Raw genomic sequence first — 16018 nt, forward strand, 5'->3', positions numbered from 1 at the left:
CATAGAAAAAAACCACAAAAAAGCCCGCCATTTGGCGGGCTCTCGTCATGCGTGCGTTGTTACTGCTGATAGGCCGCTTTTTTCAGCGCCGCGATACGATCATCCAGCGGTGGGTGGCTGGCAAACAGTTTTTCCATCAGCTTGCGGGTCTGACCGGTCGTGATGGCAAAGGCGGTCAGGGAGTCCGGCATCTGGTCGGGCATCTCCTGCTGTGCCTTGAGACGTGCCAGCGCGTTGATCATGGCGCCGCTGCCGGCAAGGCGTGCCCCGGCTTCATCGGCGCGGTATTCGCGGTAGCGTGAAAACCAGGCAACGATAATGGAGGCCACCAGGCCAAAGACGACTTCCAGCGCCATGACCACGGCGAAATAGCCCATGAAACCCAAGCCGCCGCCGTCATCATCGCGGCGCAGAAAGCTGTCAATCAGCTGGGCGGCCACACGGGCAAAAAACATTACAAAGGTGTTCAGGACACCCTGAATCAACGACAGGGTCACCATGTCGCCGTTGGCCACGTGACCGATCTCGTGACCCAGCACAGCGCGCACCTCTTCAGGGCGCATCTGGTTGAGAAGGCCGGCCGATACACACACCAGTGCGTCGTTCTTGTTCCAGCCAGTCGCAAAGGCATTGGCCTGCTGCGCCGGAAAAATGCCTACTTCCGGCATCTTGATACCCGCATCACGCGACAGCTCGGCCACGGTGTCATACAGCCACTGCTCGTTGGCATTGCTCGGGCGATCGATGATCTGCGCCTTGGTGCTCCATTTGGCCATTTTCTTGGACAGCAGCAGCGACACCAGAGAGCCGACCATGCCGAATACGAAGCAGAAGATCAGCAGCGAGGTCAGGTTGAGCCCGCTGCCGGCAAGATAACTCTCCACGCCGAGAAGGCGCAGCGTGATGCTTGCCACCAGCACTACTGCCAGGTTGGTGGCAAGAAAGAGGACGATCCTCATCATGACCGGTGGTCTCCATTGGAATGATACGTCAATCGGTGGTGCGTCCATCGGGACGGCAAGGTCACCGACAACAGACCTTTAGATAAGTGCTGTCGTCGGGAGTTTCAATCACGCGTTAAGCATCGTTTAGGTGATCAGGCCTGGCGACGTCGGGCCAGAAAGCGTCCCAGTCGATCGATGGCATCTTCCAGCTGATCGGCCCAGGGCAGGGTCACGATGCGAAGGTGATCGGGCGTCGGCCAGTTGAAGGCGGTGCCCTGGACCAGCAGCATCTTCTCTTCAAGCAGCAGATCCAGCACCATCTGCTGGTCGTCCTTGATGTCATACATCGCCGGATCAAGGCGCGGGAACATGTAAAGGGCACCAAGCGGCTTGACGCAGCTGACGCCCGGAATCTCGTTGAGCTTTTTCCAGGCGGCGTCACGCTGGGCCAGCAGACGGCCGCCGGGCAGTACCAGATCATTGATCGACTGATAGCCGCCCAGTGCGGTCTGGATCGCATGCTGAGCCGGTACGTTGGCGCACAGACGCATGGAGGCGAGCATATCCAGACCCTGGATGAAGTCGCGGGCATGACGCTTTTCGCCGGAGACGATCATCCAGCCGGAGCGAAAGCCGGCGCAGCGATAGCTCTTGGAAAGGCCGTTCATGGTGATGATCAACAGATCGTCGGCCAGCGACGCTGTCGGGGTATGAAAGGCCCCGTCGTAGAGAATCTTGTCGTAGATTTCGTCGGAAAAGACAATCAGGCCGTGCTCGCGCGCCACCTGTAGCACGTTTTCGATCACTTCTCTTGAATAGACTGCGCCGGTCGGATTGTTGGGATTGATCAGCACGAGTGCCTTCGTACGGGCCGTGACTTTCTGGCGAATATCCTCGATATCCGGCTCCCAGCCCTGATGCTCGTCGCAGAGGTAGTGCACGGCCCTGCCGCTGGCGAGATTGGCGGCAGCCGTCCAGAGCGGGTAGTCCGGTGCGGGGACCAGCACTTCGTCACCGTCATCAAGCAGGGCCTGCATGGCCATCACGATCAGCTCGGAGACGCCGTTGCCGACATAGATGTCCTCGATGCCGACGCCTTCGACACGATTGCGCTGACACTCCTGCATGATCGCCTTGCGCGCCGAGTAGAGCCCTTTCGAATCGCAGTAGCCCTGCGCGGTGGGCAGATTGCGCATGACATCCTGCAGGATTTCTTCCGGTGCCTCGAAGCCGAAGGGGGCCGGGTTGCCGATATTGAGCTTCAGGATGCGATGCCCCTCATCCTCGAGCCGTTTGGCGTGCTCAAGTACCGGACCGCGAATGTCATAGGAAACGTGGTCTAGCTTATGGGATTTCTTGATCGGCGTGGTCATGCTGCTCAGGGCGTCCGCTGAAATGAAAGGGGGCAGTCATCGGTCGGCAGGGCGGGCTGCGACGTATCTGCCATAACCATGAAAGATGACAGGCATCATGGAGATGCCTGTCAGTCCAGCATACCGTGCCGTCTGCCCGTGATGCTATCGCTGTCTTGTCGCATCGCAATGATGACACGGGCGGTGTGATTACGGCGCGGGCGGTGTGTCGTCATCGGGAAAACTTTCGCCTCGATTGAAGCGCTCGCGTTCGGCGCGCATGGCTTCAAGTGCCTCTTCATCGGCGATGTCGGCAGGCGTTTCCAGCGTGATGCGCCCGAGCTTGCCGCCGCGCAGGTCCATCAGCAGCACCTCGGCCCCGCGGTGCAGGTCGACCTCACCACCGGCACGCAAACCGCCACGACGGGTGGCGATCTCGCGCACGATGGACTCGCCGGTGTCACCGAGATTTTCCAGCTTGTAGCGGGATCGAAGCGCCTCCGGATAGCGCTCGGCCAGCGACAGGGCAGCGACGGAGGCCACATCGACATATTCCAGTGCGGTGTCACGGATGGCGCCGCTGGCGGCCAGCCGGTAGGCGCTATTCTGATCCTCGATGCGTGGCCAGAGCACACCGGGGGTATCGGTCAGGGCGATGCGCTGGCCGATGCGGATTTTCTGCTGACGCTTGGTCACGGCCGGTTCGTTGCCCGTTTTGGCAATCTTCTTGCCAGCCAGCGTGTTGATCAGCGTGGACTTGCCCACGTTGGGAATGCCCATCACCATCACACGCACATCGCGATCTTCACGGATATGGCCGGCGAGTTCATGGCATAGCTTGTAAAGCGGCTTGAGCGCTCGCGTGTCAGTCGTGACCACGGCCATGGCGCGCACGTCGGGCTGGGCGTCAAAATGCTCGATCCATTCCCGGGTTTTGTCCGGGTCGGCCAGGTCGGCGCGTGACAGCAGCTTCAGCGACGGCTTGTGGCGAATCAGATCGCCCAGCATGGGATTGGCGCTGGAGTAGGGCAGGCGCGCATCCAGCACTTCGATGACCACATCGATTTCGGGCAGGGCTTCGTTGATCTGGCGTCTGGCCTTGTTCATGTGCCCCGGGAACCAGCCCAGCATAGGTCTCTCCTGTTGCAATGCGGTGGGCGGGCACACGGCGCGCCCCGTGATAAGGTCCGCGCAGTGTACCCTGTCAGACGTCGAGGCCGAAGCGCTCTGCGGGAAAACGTGCAAGGGCTACTCGCCCTGATGAAAGGTCATCGCCACCGAGTTGATGCAGTAGCGCAGTCCGGTCGTGTCACGCGGGCCGTCAGGAAAGACGTGGCCCAGATGGGCATCGCAGCGTCGACAGGTGACCTCGATGCGGCGCATGCCGTGGCTTTCATCGACATGCTCTTCCAGTGCGGCATCGGCCAGCGGACGATCAAAGCTCGGCCAGCCGCAGTGCGACTCGAACTTGTGCTCGTTTTCAAACAGCGGCGCGTTGCAGCAGATGCAGTGATAAATGCCCTGGACCGGCTCGACCTGATAGTCGCCGGTATAGGGGCGCTCGGTGCCTGCCTGCCGCGTGACCCGATACTGCTCGTCGGTGAGCTGCTCGCGCCATTCGCTGTCGCTTTTTTCTACCTTTTCCATGACATTCTCCTCAATCCCGGGTCATGCCGGCCTGCGGGTATTCGGTCAGGCCGGCATCCTGACAGCATAGAACGACGCAGGCCAGTTCGCGGCGATGACGTGCATCAGGTGAAGAGATCAGTGCCATGTCAAGCGGCGTAATGCGGACTACAGGCTTGCGGCGCCGCCATCGCTTCGCGGGTCGTGGGCACTTTCGATCAGCCCGTCAGGGTGATGCACGAGGGCACCGGCATGGCCCGTGGTGTCAGTGAAGGTCTCGGACAGGACTTCCACATCATGACCGGCCCTTTCGAGTTCGGCTACCAGTGGCGTGTAGACGCGCGACTCGAGTTTCAGATTGGTGCTGTTCTCACCCCAGGTGCGCCCCAGCAGCCAGCGAGGCGCCGCAATTGCCTGCTGAAGCGGCATGCCGTGCATGGCATAGCGCGAGAAAATGGCCGCCTGCGTCTGCGGCTGGCCTTCGCCACCCATGGTGCCATACACCATGGTGCGGCCATCCTTGAAACGGGCCAGTGCGGGGTTGAGGGTGTGAAAGGGCTTGCGCCCCGGGGCAAGGCCTCGCAGATTGTCAGGGTCAAGAGAGAAGCTGACGCCGCGGTTTTGCCACAGTACGCCGCTTTTCGGCAGGACCACGCCGCTGCCGAACTCCCAGTAAAGGCTCTGGATAAAGCTGACCGAGCGTCCTTCGCTGTCGACCGTACCCATCCAGATGGTATCGCCGGGCTCGGGGGTGTGCGGCCAGGTCATGGCCTTTCGGGGGTCGATCATGGCGGCTTCACGATCCAAGCGTTCCGGAGTTAAAAGCGTCTGGAGATTGGTGGTCATGCGCCCGGGGTCAGTGATGTGTTGATCGCGCAGCAAAAAGGCGCGCTTGGTGGCCTCGACCAGACCGTGCAGATGGGCAAACCCTTCGCCACTGTCGATATTGAGCCGTTCATAGAGGCCCAGAATCATCAGGGACGCCATGCCCTGGGTGGGCGCAGGGAGGTTATAAAGCGTGGCACCCCCGAGCTCGACTTCCAGGGGGGGGACGACCTGTGCCTGATAGTCATGAAAGTCCTTGAGGCGCAGCGGGCTGCCCAGCGCTTCAAGATCTCCGGCCATGCTGCGGGCCAGCTCGCCGCGATAGAAGTCATCAAGTCCCGCCTGAGCAAGACGTCGCAGCGTGGCCGCCAGCCGTGGCTGACGCAGGCGCTGACCTTCCCGGGGAATCTCTCCATCAAGCAGGAAAGCGTCGCTGAAGCCAGGGCTGTGTGACAGGCGCTCGAGATGCTTGCGCGTCAGCGCTTCCTGACTTCTGGAGACGGCAACGCCCTGCTCGGCATAACGGATGGCATCGCCCAGAATGGTGCCCAGTGGCAATGGCGTGCCCCAGGCTGCACCAATATCGAGCGCCTTCTGCCAGCCGCCGATGGTACCGGCCATGGTCAGGGCAGCCTTCGGGCCGCGCTCGGGAATGCTCGATTCACCCGCATAAAAATCGGGGCTCGCCAGTCCTGCGGCACCGCCACAGGCATCAATGGCGACCGGCGCCTTGCCGGGCTCGTTGATCAGCCAGAAGCCATCACCGCCCAGTGCATTCATGTGGGGGTAGGTCACCGCAATGGCCGAAGCAGCCGCGACCATGGCTTCGATGGCGTTGCCGCCCTGTTTAAGAATATCGCGTCCGGCGCTGGCGGCGAGGTGATGCGGGGCAACGCAACTGCCACCTCCATAGCTGCGCTGGGTATTGAAGGCGGCATCGGGATGAAAGTCCGTCGTGGCCGGTGCCTCTTGAGCCCCCCCGGATCGAGCGATGGCCATATTATAAGGAAAGTCCGGCATCGCACCGGCTGTGGTGGAGATGGCGGCAGCGCCCGGGAAACTGTCATGTGTCATTGACATCGAATACCTGTAATCCGTGTGGATGAACACGACTGGATGCAAAAAATGCGCCAGATATCAGGTGAGTAGAAAGAATGCCGGTTGAACGGCCCGATTTCTGGTTTCGTCGCCGTTTGATTTGAAAATCGATGTCGCAGGTGTTGACACTCCGGGAGGGTATGGGTAATATGCGCGCCACTCGGTGAGGCGAACCGGATACGTCCCATTCGTCTAGTGGTCCAGGACACCGCCCTTTCACGGCGGTAACAGGGGTTCGAACCCCCTATGGGACGCCACTCGCTTCATTGATGACCGGTGCGGGAATAGCTCAGTGGTAGAGCATCGCCTTGCCAAGGCGAGGGTCGGGAGTTCGAATCTCCTTTCCCGCTCCAACTTTTGGTAGCGCAAGTCAGGCAGTATGGGTCGTGAGCTGGAACGCCAGCCCGGTCGATCTCCTTTACCGCTCCAATGCGTCCCATTCGTCTAGTGGTCCAGGACACCGCCCTTTCACGGCGGTAACAGGGGTTCGAACCCCCTATGGGACGCCACTTCTTTATGCGGGAATAGCTCAGTGGTAGAGCATCGCCTTGCCAAGGCGAGGGTCGGGAGTTCGAATCTCCTTTCCCGCTCCAACTTTTGGTAGCGCAAGTCAGGCGATATGGGTCGTGAGCTGGAACGCCAGCCCGGTCGATCTCCTTCCCCGCTCCAATTCTGGTGGCACAGGTCGAACAGCATGGGTTGTGAGCCCGTGTGTCGGTCCAGTGGAACGCCGGTCCGGTTGATCTACTTTCCTATTCCGGATTTCGGTTGTCAGGATCAGATGGCTTGAATTGTTGCCTGAAGGGCAAAATCAGATTTTCTGTTCTCTTCAGTATGTCCCATTCGTCTAGTGGTCCAGGACACCGCCCTTTCACGGCGGTAACAGGGGTTCGAACCCCCTATGGGACGCCATATCTTCCGGTGTTGTCTTTTCCATCCAGGTTTGTCGCACGGCATTGCTTCTGTCGATGGCGTAGCGTCTGCGATTGGCTTTTTTGTGGCTGAACAGTGCTGTCATTCGCGTGTTCGACTATCATTGCTGCCTGGTATTACGCATCTCTTTAAGCGCCGCTGAATGGCGTTTCGATAAACGATGCTTTCATTTCAGCGCCCCCGTATCGGGCGTCCCCCTATCGTCGCCTTTTTTACCCTGTCCTGCAGGGTGACGTGGCTCACCAACACGGTGCACGTGCTTGCGGCGATACTTCTGATCGTCATGGAGTTCTGATTGTGCATGCTGCCCTCTCCATAAGAGGCCTGACCAAGGTTTACGACAACAGTTTTCACGCCCTCAAGGGCATTGACCTGGAAGTGCCCCAGGGCGATTTCTTTGCGCTGCTGGGGCCCAACGGCGCCGGCAAGTCGACCACGCTGGGTGTGGTCAGTTCGCTGGTGCGCAAGACAGCGGGTGAGGTGTCCATCTACGGCATTGACGTCGATCGCGAGTTTGCCCGTGCGCGTTACTACCTCGGCGTCGTGCCTCAGGAGTTCAACTTCAACCAGTTCGAGAAGGTTGAAGACATTATTCTGACTCAGGCTGGCTACTACGGTATTCCGCGCCGCCAGGCCGAGGATCGCGCCCATCAGTTGCTGGAAGATCTCGGGCTCTGGGAAAAACGTCATGACGCCGCGCGTATGCTCTCCGGCGGCATGAAGCGACGTCTGATGATCGCCCGCGCCCTGATCCATCGCCCACGGCTCTTGATTCTCGATGAGCCTACCGCCGGCGTGGATATCGAGCTGCGTCGCAGCATGTGGGAGTACATGAAGCGCATCAATGAACAGGAAGGCACCACCATCATCCTGACCACTCACTATCTGGAAGAGGCCGAAAGCCTGTGTCGCAACATCGCCATCATCAACCATGGCGAGATCGTGCATAACACCAGCATGCGGGAGCTGCTCGGACAGCTCAATCGCGAGACCTTCGTGCTGGATCTGGCCTCGCCGGTGGCGCAATGCCCGGTCATTGAAGGCTTTGATGTAGAGCGCCTTGATGACAGTCAACTGACGCTGTCGATCGATAAGGGGCAACGCATCAACGACGCCTTTGCCCGACTCAGCGAGCAGAATATCGAGGTGGTATCGATGCGCAATCGTGCCAATCGGCTCGAGGAGCTTTTCGTGCGCATGGTGGAAGGCAGCAAGACAGAAGCAGGGCAGCAGGGGGGCATTCGCTGATGAACAGTCGACAGATGATGGTGGCGCTGTGGACCATCGTACGCAGCGAAATTCGCCGATTCATGCGTATCTGGCCCCAGACATTGCTGCCCCCATCGATCACGATGACGATGTATTTCATTATCTTCGGCAACCTGATCGGTGCCCGGATCGGCCAGATGGATGGTGTCGATTACATGGACTACATCGTGCCCGGTCTGATCATGATGTCGGTCATCACCAACAGCTACTCCAACGTGGCGTCCTCGTTTTTCGGCAGCAAGTTTCAGCGCAGCGTCGAAGAGATGATCATCTCGCCGATGCCCAACTGGCTGGTACTGTCGGGTTTTGTGATCGGCGGCGCCGCCCGTGGCCTGGCCGTGGGCATTATCGTGACCGCTGTTTCGCTCTTTTTTACCGATCTGGACATTCGCCATCCGCTTCTGACCACGCTGGTGGTGATCATGACGGCAGTTCTCTTTTCCATCGGTGGTTTCATCAATGCACTATTGGGCAAGAAGTTTGATGACATCTCGATCGTGCCCATTTTTGTGCTCACCCCGCTGACCTATCTGGGTGGCGTGTTCTACTCGATTCACACGCTGCCGGAGTTCTGGCAGAACGTTTCGCTGGTCAATCCGATTCTGTATATGGTCAATACGTTCCGATACGGTATTCTTGGCGTTTCCGATATCAACGTTGGCGCAGCTGTCGGAGCCATTGCGATTTTCATCGTGATCTTTTTCTCCGCGGCCATATGGCTGCTGCGCCGTGGCAAGGGGCTGCGTAGCTGATCATGAGCGACGACCTGAAGGATGCACCGCTGGGACAGGCCAGTGCCTACATCACCGAATACGATCCGTCACTGCTGTATCCCATTGCACGCAACATCAATCGGGCGTCGCTGGACCTGGATGAGGACGATCTTCCCTTTGAAGGGGAGGATGAGTGGCAGGCCTTTGAGCTTTCCTGGCTGACGCCCACCGGCAAGCCGGTGGTGGCCATCGCCCGCTTCCGGGTACCGGCCGATTCGATGAATCTGATCGAATCCAAGTCATGGAAGCTTTATCTCAACAGTTTTAACCAGACCCGGTTTGCCTCCTCGGTGGAGGTGCGTCGGGTGCTCAGGCAGGATCTGTCCCGGGTAGTGGATGCTGAAGTCGAAGTCACCCTCTTCGGGGTGGATGACATGGCGCTGGCGCCCGGGCGCCTGCCGGGCCTGTGTCTGGATGATCTTGAGGTCGAGGTGGATACCTACCAGCCCGACCCTGAGCTGATCATCACCGACAGCGAGATTGTCGAGGAGACCGTGCATTCGCATCTGCTCAAGTCCAACTGTCCGGTCACCGGTCAGCCCGACTGGGGCAGTGTTCTGATCCGCTATCGTGGTCCGGCACTGGATCACCATGCGCTGCTGGCCTACATCATCTCCTTTCGCGAACATCAGGAGTTTCATGAGCACTGCGTAGAGCGCATGTTCATGGACATTCTGCGCGAAGCCGAGCCGGATCAGCTGCTGGTCATGGCGCGCTATGTGCGCCGCGGCGGACTTGATATCAGTCCCTGGCGGGCGCTGCCCGGCGAGACGCCGATCAAAACGCTGCGGCTGATGCGCCAATGAGCCAGGAGAGCGCTATGGAGGCCATGACACTGCTGCTGGATCGTCAGTCGCACGGCAGGCTGGAAGAGCCGGCCCCTTCGACCGAGCAGATGGACGTGATTTATCGGGCTGCCCTGCGAGCACCGGATCATGGTGAACTGCGTCCGTGGCGCTTTATCGAATACAGCGGGGAAGGGCGCAGCACACTCGGGACGATGTTTGCCGGTGCCGAGCGCGAAGACAACCCGGAGGTCAGTGACAAAACGCTCGAGAAAGCGCGCAGCAAGCCGCTGCGAGCTCCTGTCGTGATTGCCGTGATTGCTGCTGTCAGGGTCAATCACAAGGTGCCGCGCATCGAACAGGTCATCTCGGCCGGCTGTGCGGCCCACGCCATGCTGTATGCCGCGCATGCGCAGGGGCTTGGCGCCATGTGGCGTACCGGTGACCTTGCCCGTCATCAGCACGTGCGTCAGGCCATGGGTCTTGAGCAGGATGATGAGCTGGTGGGCTTTCTCTATCTTGGTCACTGTGCCACGGGAGACCGAACGCTCAAATCGCTTGATCCCGGCGATTTTGTCGAGCGAATCAAGGCATAGGCGCATTCAGGCTTGCAATCAGCGCATCCTCGTGTCAGGATGTGCGCCGTTCTCGCAGCCAAGCCTGTGCGGACAACAATGCGGAGGGGTGTCCGAGTGGTCGAAGGAGCACGCCTGGAAAGTGTGTAAGTCGAAAGGCTTCGAGGGTTCGAATCCCTCCCCCTCCGCCACGTATTCTGAAAAAGCCGGCTACCCAAGCCGGCTTTTTTTATATCTGGAAAAAATGCCACCTACTGGAAGCTCCGGCAGTAAAGAAGCCTCTGTCGAATATTTGGCGGCTTTTTCGCAACGCTCATCGATTTTCAGTCGTTGACGTTTACGACCAGTCGGCCGCGGATCCGGCCGGCAAGAAGCTCATCAGCGGCCTCGATGGCCCCGGACAGGCTCACTTCCCGCGTCGTGGTTTCCAGCAGATCGATATTGAGCTCACGGGCAAGTCTCGACCAGGCGGTCCCGCGCTCGATCTGTGGCCTTGTTACGCTGTTGATGCCTGAAAGCGTTATGCCTCTGAGAATGAACGGCGCTACGGTAGCCGGAAAGTCCATGCCCTGCGCCAGCCCACAGGCCGCCACCACCCCGTCTTCATGAGTATGGGCGCAGGCGTTGGCAAGCGTATGACTGCCCACGGAGTCGATGACCCCTGCCCAGCGCGCCCTGCCCAGCGGTCGGCCCTGACCTGACAGTTCGTCACGGTGAATGATACCGGCAGCGCCCAGCGCCTTGAGATAGTCCTGTTCTTCAGTGCGTCCAGTAGCGGCAATCACGCGATAGCCATGACGGGCCAGCAGCATGGTGGCAAACGTCCCGACGCCGCCACTGGCACCGGTCACCAGCACCTCTCCCTGATCGGGCGTCAGGCCGTGACGTTCGAGTGCCATGAGACTCAGCATGGCCGTATATCCCGCCGTGCCGATCGACATCGCCTGTCTCGCGCTCAGCGGCTCGGGGAGTGGTGTCAGCCACTGCGATTTCAGGCCCGCCATTTGTGCCAGCCCGCCCCAGTGACGCTCACCGATGCCCCAGCCATTGACCAGTACGCGATCGCCGGGTGACCAGTCCGGACTACAACTGTGTGCCACTACGCCGGCCAGGTCGATGCCCGGTACCATCGGGAAATGACGAACGATGGCGCCTTTGCCGGTGATGGCAAGAGCGTCCTTGTAGTTAAGCGTGCTCCAGTCAATGCGTACCTGTACTTCATTTTCCGGAAACGCATCAGGGGACAGCTCGGTGACCGCTGCTCTGGTGGATTGGTCCTCTATCTGATGAAGCTGCAGGGCACGAAACATGGTGCTTTCCTCTGTCAGGGAATAGGCCGGCACGAATCACGCAGTGCCAATGACATCAGCCGTGATACTGGAAGACACGTTCAGCGGAATTGCTGTCTTTTGAGCGTATCAAACCAGAGCAGGAGAAGGAGAACGCTATTCCGTATTCATGTCATGTGATGACGACATGGTGATCGATATGGCGGGTTTTCGCAGCAGGAAGACTTTTAGCGTAACGCTTTGTAGGGTCTTGACGTATATCAAATATGGCTGAAGTAGATGGTGGATACTGCCAGTGGGCAGGATGCCTGGACGGTCACGGAAAACCTTCTGCACAGGGATGTGCCTGCTCTTGTCCCGGGTTGAAGAAAGAAGCTCGGTTTAAAGAAAAGGTTTCGGGTTCAAGAAAGGGTAAAAGACCGCTAGCTGGTTCAAGGCACAAAAAAAGGCCGGATGCGAGGGGGCATTACCGGCCTGAAAATTTCGTCGCGGTTGTTCACCACCAACGTGACCCTATTGTGACACAAAATGTTTATTTTGGTAACTAAAGTTTAATTCAGAATGTCTTTTTTCAGTGTCATGTGTGAACTCCGGGATGACTGGTGTCAGGCATGTCTCTCAAACATTCTCGAAGTAGTGCGTTTTTCCCGGTTCAAAAGCCTGTTCTGAACGAAAAGGCGCGTCCGATTGACCAGCTGCTCCTGAAACAGTACGCAGACCACGATCACGCCTGCCAGAAAGAAGGGATACATCCAGAGTTCGCGGGTCTGATCTCCGGCCAGGTTCAGCAGCGACGATATGGACACGGGGGCCTGTGTTGTGAGCATCTCGATGCCGCCAAGTACCAGCTTTTCGATCTTTGAAGAGATCATGTTGAGCGGCGTGTGCAGCGCGAAGATGGACAGTGACGCCAGGCCAAGTCTGCCTGCCAGCTTTGCCTGAGCCGTATTGCTGTCGGGTTGAAACCAGGCACACATGAGTACCAGCAGCAACTGCGAAGGCAGCAGCAGGCCATTGTGCAGCAGGTAATACCATCCGCCCCGAACTTCGGCATGGATCCAGGCGCTGAAAGCAAAGCAGCCCAGAATGAAGGCAAGACAGAGGATCGTGCCGCGAGCACTGAAAAGTGCCGCCATCAACAGTTTATGACGCAGATAGACCTGATGAAGTACGACACCTGACAGGAACTCCGGAAGTCTGATCAGGGGATTGCGATGCATGATGCCGTGCGCGATGACATTGTCATTGATGCCGGCCAGAAACATGTAGAGGGCGGGCACCGCATAGACCAGGCCGATGGCCACAAGCGCCAGCAGAGGGCGATGCATGCGTGCCAGCGCCGGACCGATAAACGGAAAGACCAGATAAAAGAACAAAAGGGCCGAAAGCGACCAGGTTGCAAAATTAAAGGTGGTGTAGAACGGACTCCATGCGTGCAGAAGACTGACATGCAGCAGGAGATTGCCCATAAAGCCGCCCATGCCAAGCATGTGAGAGGCGGCACTGACGCCTTCTGACCAGTCGTTGGTATTGGGTGTCACCGTAATCTGCGTGATGCCTCCGGCATTGATGACCGCCAGCGGCAGGACAATGATCAGCGCAAGAATATGAATCGGGTAAAGCGAGGCAAAGCGTTTGATCCAGAAGCGCTTGTAGTCGAGTCCCTGGCCTTGGTTTCTACCAATGTACACGTGAGCCAGCAGAAAACCCGACAGTACGAAGAAGGTGCTGGTGGAATAAAAGCCCAGACTCATGCTGCTGTAAATCCACTGTACGGCTTTGATGTCGCCGTACTCCTTGAGGGTATGGAAAAGCACCAGGTAGATGGCCAGTGCAAAACGCAACCAGTCCAGAGCAACAAATTTTTCCCGGTGCATAAACACTCCTGCTGGACGTGTACGGAAGAAAGAACATCGTCCGATTGTTAAGAAATGATTGTTAAGGTCATTTTTAGTAAACATCCTTGAGTCACCTTAATGTATAGATTGCGGGATATGAACGGGTACTCTGTGCCAGGCTGAGCGCCCGTCACACTGCATTAAGGCTGATCTCAAATGTCGAGCGCATCGGCATAATGGCCAGGCTTTTGATAGTTAAATGCTATCGAAGGGCGCCGGTCGCAAGAGCTGGCAAGAGGCGGGAAACCGGCTCATTTGTTAAACTCGCTGTCACGATACTGATGTGGTCGGACCGGGCGGTTCGACTCGCCACGAGACGGGAGTGCGACAGTGAAGCTAGGAATTGTTGGTCTTGGCAGAATGGGCGGTAATATTGCGCGCCGTCTGATGGATGCCGGTCATGAATGTGCCGTGTTCGATACCAGTGATGACGCAAGGCAGGCGCTTCAAAAGGACGGTGCCGATAGCGCGGACTCCCTGAAGGCTCTCGTGGAAAGGCTGCCTGCGCCGCGCAGTATCTGGCTGATGCTTCCTGCCGGTGACATTACCGAATCCACCATCAGTCAGCTTTCTGACCTCCTTGAACCCGGAGATACGCTCATCGAAGGAGGCAACGCCTTTTTCAAGGATGACGTCCGTCGCGCCCGAGAGCTTGGCGACAAGGATCTGCATTACGTTGACGTCGGCGTCTCGGGTGGTGTCTGGGGCCGTGAGCGTGGCTATTGCCTGATGATCGGCGGTGAAAAGGACGTTGTTGACCGCCTTGATCCCATCTTTCAGACGCTTGCGCCTGGTACCGGCGATATTGAAAAAACGCCCGGCCGCGAAGGCGCGCGTTTCGATGGCCGTGCCGAAGAGGGATATCTGCACTGCGGTCCGGCCGGCTCCGGTCACTTCGTCAAGATGGTTCACAATGGTATCGAATACGGCATGATGCAGGCCTATGCCGAAGGGTTTGATATTCTCAAGAATCGTAACCTCGAGACGCTGCCTGAAGGCGAGCGATACGAACTGGATCTGGCGGACATCGCCGAGCTGTGGCGTCGCGGCAGTGTTATCTCCTCATGGCTTCTGGATCTGACCTCGATTGCTTTGTCCGAGGATCATGAGCTGGAGCAGTACAGCGGTCAGGTCAATGATTCCGGTGAAGGGCGCTGGACCATCGAGGCCGCTATCGAAGAGGCCGTGCCTGCCAATGTATTGACCAGTGCGCTCTTTACGCGCTTTCGCTCGCGCAGCGATAATACCTATGGGGAAAAACTGCTGTCCGCCATGCGCCAGCAGTTTGGTGGTCACGTGGAAACGCCCGTACCTCCCGCTGATTAAGCCTTTAGCGTATGCGATGAACAGGGGCCGCTTTTGCGGCCCCTTTCTCTTTTATCTGAAAGGCTCAAAAAATTGTCGAGGAAGAGATGAAAAGCGAATGAATCACTGGGATGTGGTGATTGTCGGTGCCGGCGCTGCGGGCATGATGTGTGCCCTGCAGGCCGGATATCGCGGCAGACGGGTACTGCTGCTGGATCACGTCAAGCGCCCCGGCAAGAAGATCCTGATGTCGGGAGGTGGTCGTTGCAATTTCACCAATATGGCCACGACACCCAACCATTTTTTTTCGCGTAATCCTCACTTTGTCATTTCTGCCCTGAAACGGTATACGCCGCTCGATTTTGTGGAAATGGTCGAGCGTCACGGCATCGAGCCCATCGAGAAGGCGCCAGGCCAGCTCTTTTGTGCCGACTCCAGTCAGCCGATTGTGGACATGCTGTTAACCGAGTGTCAGTGGGCCGGTGTCGAGCTCAGGCTGTCGACAGCAATCGAACATGTCGATGCCGGCGAGGAGGGCGTCGCGCTTTCAACCTCGAGCGGGCGTGTGCTCGCTGATCGTCTGGTCGTAGCCACCGGGGGGCTCTCCATCCCGACCCTTGGTGCCACCGGGTTTGCCTATGATGTCGCTCGCCAGTACGGGCTGGATGTCATCACGCCTCGGCCTGCTCTGGTGCCGTTGACGCTGGATATGCCGTGGAAGGAGCGCATGGCGGCACTGTCAGGCGTTTCGGCGTCCACCATCGTGCGATGCGGTGATGGGCGCTATCGTGATGCGACACTTCTGACGCACCGTGGGCTGTCCGGGCCTGCGATCCTGCAGGCATCGAGTCACTGGCAGGGTGGCGACGACGTTCACATCAACTGGTTGCCCGACGTGGACGATCTTTTTACCACCCTCAAGGGTGCCAGGCAGGATATGCCCAAAAGAACGCTGGGCGGCTGGCTGGGTGAGCATCTGCCCAAAAGGCTGGCGCAGGCTCTGGAAGAGTGGCTGGGGTGCTCTAAAAGCATGGCCGATTACAATAATCGGGCGCTTGAAGCGCTGGCGCGACAGATTTCGAATTTCACGATCAAGCCGGCAGGTACTGAAGGATGGCGGACGGCCGAGGTCACCATGGGCGGGATCGATACGCGCGCCATCTCGTCAAAGAGTTTTGCGGTTCAACATCAGCCAAGGCTGCATTTTATCGGCGAAGCACTTGATGTCACGGGACAGCTGGGCGGCTTCAACTTTCAGTGGGCATGGGCGTCAGGGTATGCCTGTGCACAGGCACTCTGAAGCCGCCTGCGCACGGGCAGTATTGATTTTTACCCTGCGACGATCA

Annotated in this window: 13 protein-coding genes and 6 tRNA genes; 12 read left to right on the top strand and 7 right to left on the bottom strand. The window is 58.5% G+C overall.

Going from position 1 to position 16018, the window contains the following annotated elements; all coding sequences use genetic code 11:
• Window positions 1-59: 59 nt before the first annotated feature.
• From htpX to BM079_RS06190, 5 genes are all read right to left on the bottom strand, one after another.
• Window positions 60-962: a protease HtpX gene (gene htpX / locus BM079_RS06170; RefSeq protein WP_090131819.1), complete on the bottom strand. Its 903-nt coding sequence runs from the start codon at window positions 960-962 to the stop codon at window positions 60-62.
• 134 nt (window positions 963-1096) lie between these two features.
• Window positions 1097-2317 carry a pyridoxal phosphate-dependent aminotransferase gene (locus tag BM079_RS06175; RefSeq protein WP_090131822.1) on the bottom strand — a complete coding sequence of 407 codons (1221 nt, stop codon included), beginning with the start codon at window positions 2315-2317 and terminating at the stop codon, window positions 1097-1099.
• Between the two features lie 189 nt (window positions 2318-2506).
• Entirely contained in the window at window positions 2507-3427 is a 921-nt protein-coding gene (gene ylqF, locus BM079_RS06180; RefSeq protein ID WP_090131825.1) for a ribosome biogenesis GTPase YlqF, read from the bottom strand.
• Between the two features lie 117 nt (window positions 3428-3544).
• Window positions 3545-3943, bottom strand: coding sequence for a peptide-methionine (R)-S-oxide reductase MsrB (msrB, locus tag BM079_RS06185; protein WP_090131828.1), 399 nt, complete (start codon window positions 3941-3943; stop codon window positions 3545-3547).
• Window positions 3944-4090: 147 nt separating this feature from the next.
• A complete protein-coding gene (locus tag BM079_RS06190; RefSeq protein ID WP_245742843.1) occupies window positions 4091-5821 on the bottom strand; it encodes a gamma-glutamyltransferase family protein in 1731 nt (576 codons plus the stop codon).
• Between the two features lie 205 nt (window positions 5822-6026).
• Here BM079_RS06190 and BM079_RS06195 point away from each other — a divergent pair.
• From BM079_RS06195 to BM079_RS06240, 10 genes are all read left to right on the top strand, one after another.
• Window positions 6027-6102: transfer RNA gene (locus BM079_RS06195), tRNA-Glu, on the top strand.
• 21 nt (window positions 6103-6123) lie between these two features.
• Window positions 6124-6198 (top strand) — tRNA-Gly (locus BM079_RS06200).
• A gap of 80 nt (window positions 6199-6278) precedes the next feature.
• Window positions 6279-6354: transfer RNA gene (locus BM079_RS06205), tRNA-Glu, on the top strand.
• A 9-nt stretch (window positions 6355-6363) separates the two neighbouring features.
• Window positions 6364-6438: transfer RNA gene (locus BM079_RS06210), tRNA-Gly, on the top strand.
• A 243-nt stretch (window positions 6439-6681) separates the two neighbouring features.
• A tRNA-Glu gene (locus BM079_RS06215) sits at window positions 6682-6757 on the top strand.
• A gap of 315 nt (window positions 6758-7072) precedes the next feature.
• Window positions 7073-8026 carry an ABC transporter ATP-binding protein gene (locus BM079_RS06220; RefSeq protein ID WP_090132053.1) on the top strand — a complete coding sequence of 318 codons (954 nt, stop codon included), beginning with the start codon at window positions 7073-7075 and terminating at the stop codon, window positions 8024-8026.
• The gene (locus BM079_RS06225; protein ID WP_090131831.1) at window positions 8026-8799 is read left to right on the top strand and encodes an ABC transporter permease; all 774 of its coding nucleotides are present in this window, start codon (window positions 8026-8028) and stop codon (window positions 8797-8799) included. Before BM079_RS06220 ends, BM079_RS06225 begins: the two co-directional genes overlap by 1 nt.
• A gap of 2 nt (window positions 8800-8801) precedes the next feature.
• Window positions 8802-9626, top strand: a complete 825-nt coding sequence (gene queF, locus BM079_RS06230; RefSeq protein ID WP_090131833.1) for an NADPH-dependent 7-cyano-7-deazaguanine reductase QueF — start codon at window positions 8802-8804, stop codon at window positions 9624-9626.
• A gap of 14 nt (window positions 9627-9640) precedes the next feature.
• Window positions 9641-10201: an NAD(P)H nitroreductase gene (locus BM079_RS06235; RefSeq protein ID WP_090131836.1), complete on the top strand. Its 561-nt coding sequence runs from the start codon at window positions 9641-9643 to the stop codon at window positions 10199-10201.
• 82 nt (window positions 10202-10283) lie between these two features.
• A tRNA-Ser gene (locus BM079_RS06240) sits at window positions 10284-10371 on the top strand.
• 132 nt (window positions 10372-10503) lie between these two features.
• Here the strand turns inward: BM079_RS06240 and acuI are convergent.
• Together acuI and BM079_RS06250 are read right to left on the bottom strand one after the other, a co-directional pair.
• Window positions 10504-11490 carry an acrylyl-CoA reductase (NADPH) gene (gene acuI / locus BM079_RS06245; RefSeq protein WP_090131838.1) on the bottom strand — a complete coding sequence of 329 codons (987 nt, stop codon included), beginning with the start codon at window positions 11488-11490 and terminating at the stop codon, window positions 10504-10506.
• A gap of 584 nt (window positions 11491-12074) precedes the next feature.
• Window positions 12075-13346, bottom strand: a complete 1272-nt coding sequence (locus BM079_RS06250; protein WP_175489617.1) for an acyltransferase family protein — start codon at window positions 13344-13346, stop codon at window positions 12075-12077.
• Window positions 13347-13697: 351 nt separating this feature from the next.
• On the opposite strand from BM079_RS06250, the gene gnd reads away from it, so the two are divergent.
• On the top strand, window positions 13698-14693 hold the full coding sequence (gnd, locus tag BM079_RS06255) for a phosphogluconate dehydrogenase (NAD(+)-dependent, decarboxylating) (protein ID WP_090131843.1): 996 nt from the start codon (window positions 13698-13700) through the stop codon (window positions 14691-14693).
• Window positions 14694-14790: 97 nt separating this feature from the next.
• Window positions 14791-15972, top strand: coding sequence for a BaiN/RdsA family NAD(P)/FAD-dependent oxidoreductase (locus tag BM079_RS06260; protein WP_090131845.1), 1182 nt, complete (start codon window positions 14791-14793; stop codon window positions 15970-15972).
• The last annotated feature ends 46 nt before the right edge of the window (window positions 15973-16018 follow it).

The organism is Kushneria avicenniae, from assembly GCF_900112585.1.
GTDB classification, from domain to species: domain Bacteria; phylum Pseudomonadota; class Gammaproteobacteria; order Pseudomonadales; family Halomonadaceae; genus Kushneria; species Kushneria avicenniae.

Bases quoted from the DNA above. Each gene is read 5' to 3' on its own strand.
- htpX (WP_090131819.1), bottom strand. From the start codon at position 962: ATGATGAGGATCGTCCTCTTTCTTGCCACCAACCTGGCAGTAGTGCTG.
- BM079_RS06175 (WP_090131822.1), bottom strand. From the start codon at position 2,317: ATGACCACGCCGATCAAGAAATCCCATAAGCTAGACCACGTTTCCTAT.
- ylqF (WP_090131825.1), bottom strand. From the start codon at position 3,427: ATGCTGGGCTGGTTCCCGGGGCACATGAACAAGGCCAGACGCCAGATC.
- msrB (WP_090131828.1), bottom strand. From the start codon at position 3,943: ATGGAAAAGGTAGAAAAAAGCGACAGCGAATGGCGCGAGCAGCTCACC.
- BM079_RS06190 (WP_245742843.1), bottom strand. From the start codon at position 5,821: ATGACACATGACAGTTTCCCGGGCGCTGCCGCCATCTCCACCACAGCC.
- BM079_RS06225 (WP_090131831.1), top strand. From the start codon at position 8,026: ATGAACAGTCGACAGATGATGGTGGCGCTGTGGACCATCGTACGCAGC.
- queF (WP_090131833.1), top strand. From the start codon at position 8,802: ATGAGCGACGACCTGAAGGATGCACCGCTGGGACAGGCCAGTGCCTAC.
- BM079_RS06235 (WP_090131836.1), top strand. From the start codon at position 9,641: ATGGAGGCCATGACACTGCTGCTGGATCGTCAGTCGCACGGCAGGCTG.
- acuI (WP_090131838.1), bottom strand. From the start codon at position 11,490: ATGTTTCGTGCCCTGCAGCTTCATCAGATAGAGGACCAATCCACCAGA.
- BM079_RS06250 (WP_175489617.1), bottom strand. From the start codon at position 13,346: ATGCACCGGGAAAAATTTGTTGCTCTGGACTGGTTGCGTTTTGCACTG.
- BM079_RS06260 (WP_090131845.1), top strand. From the start codon at position 14,791: ATGAATCACTGGGATGTGGTGATTGTCGGTGCCGGCGCTGCGGGCATG.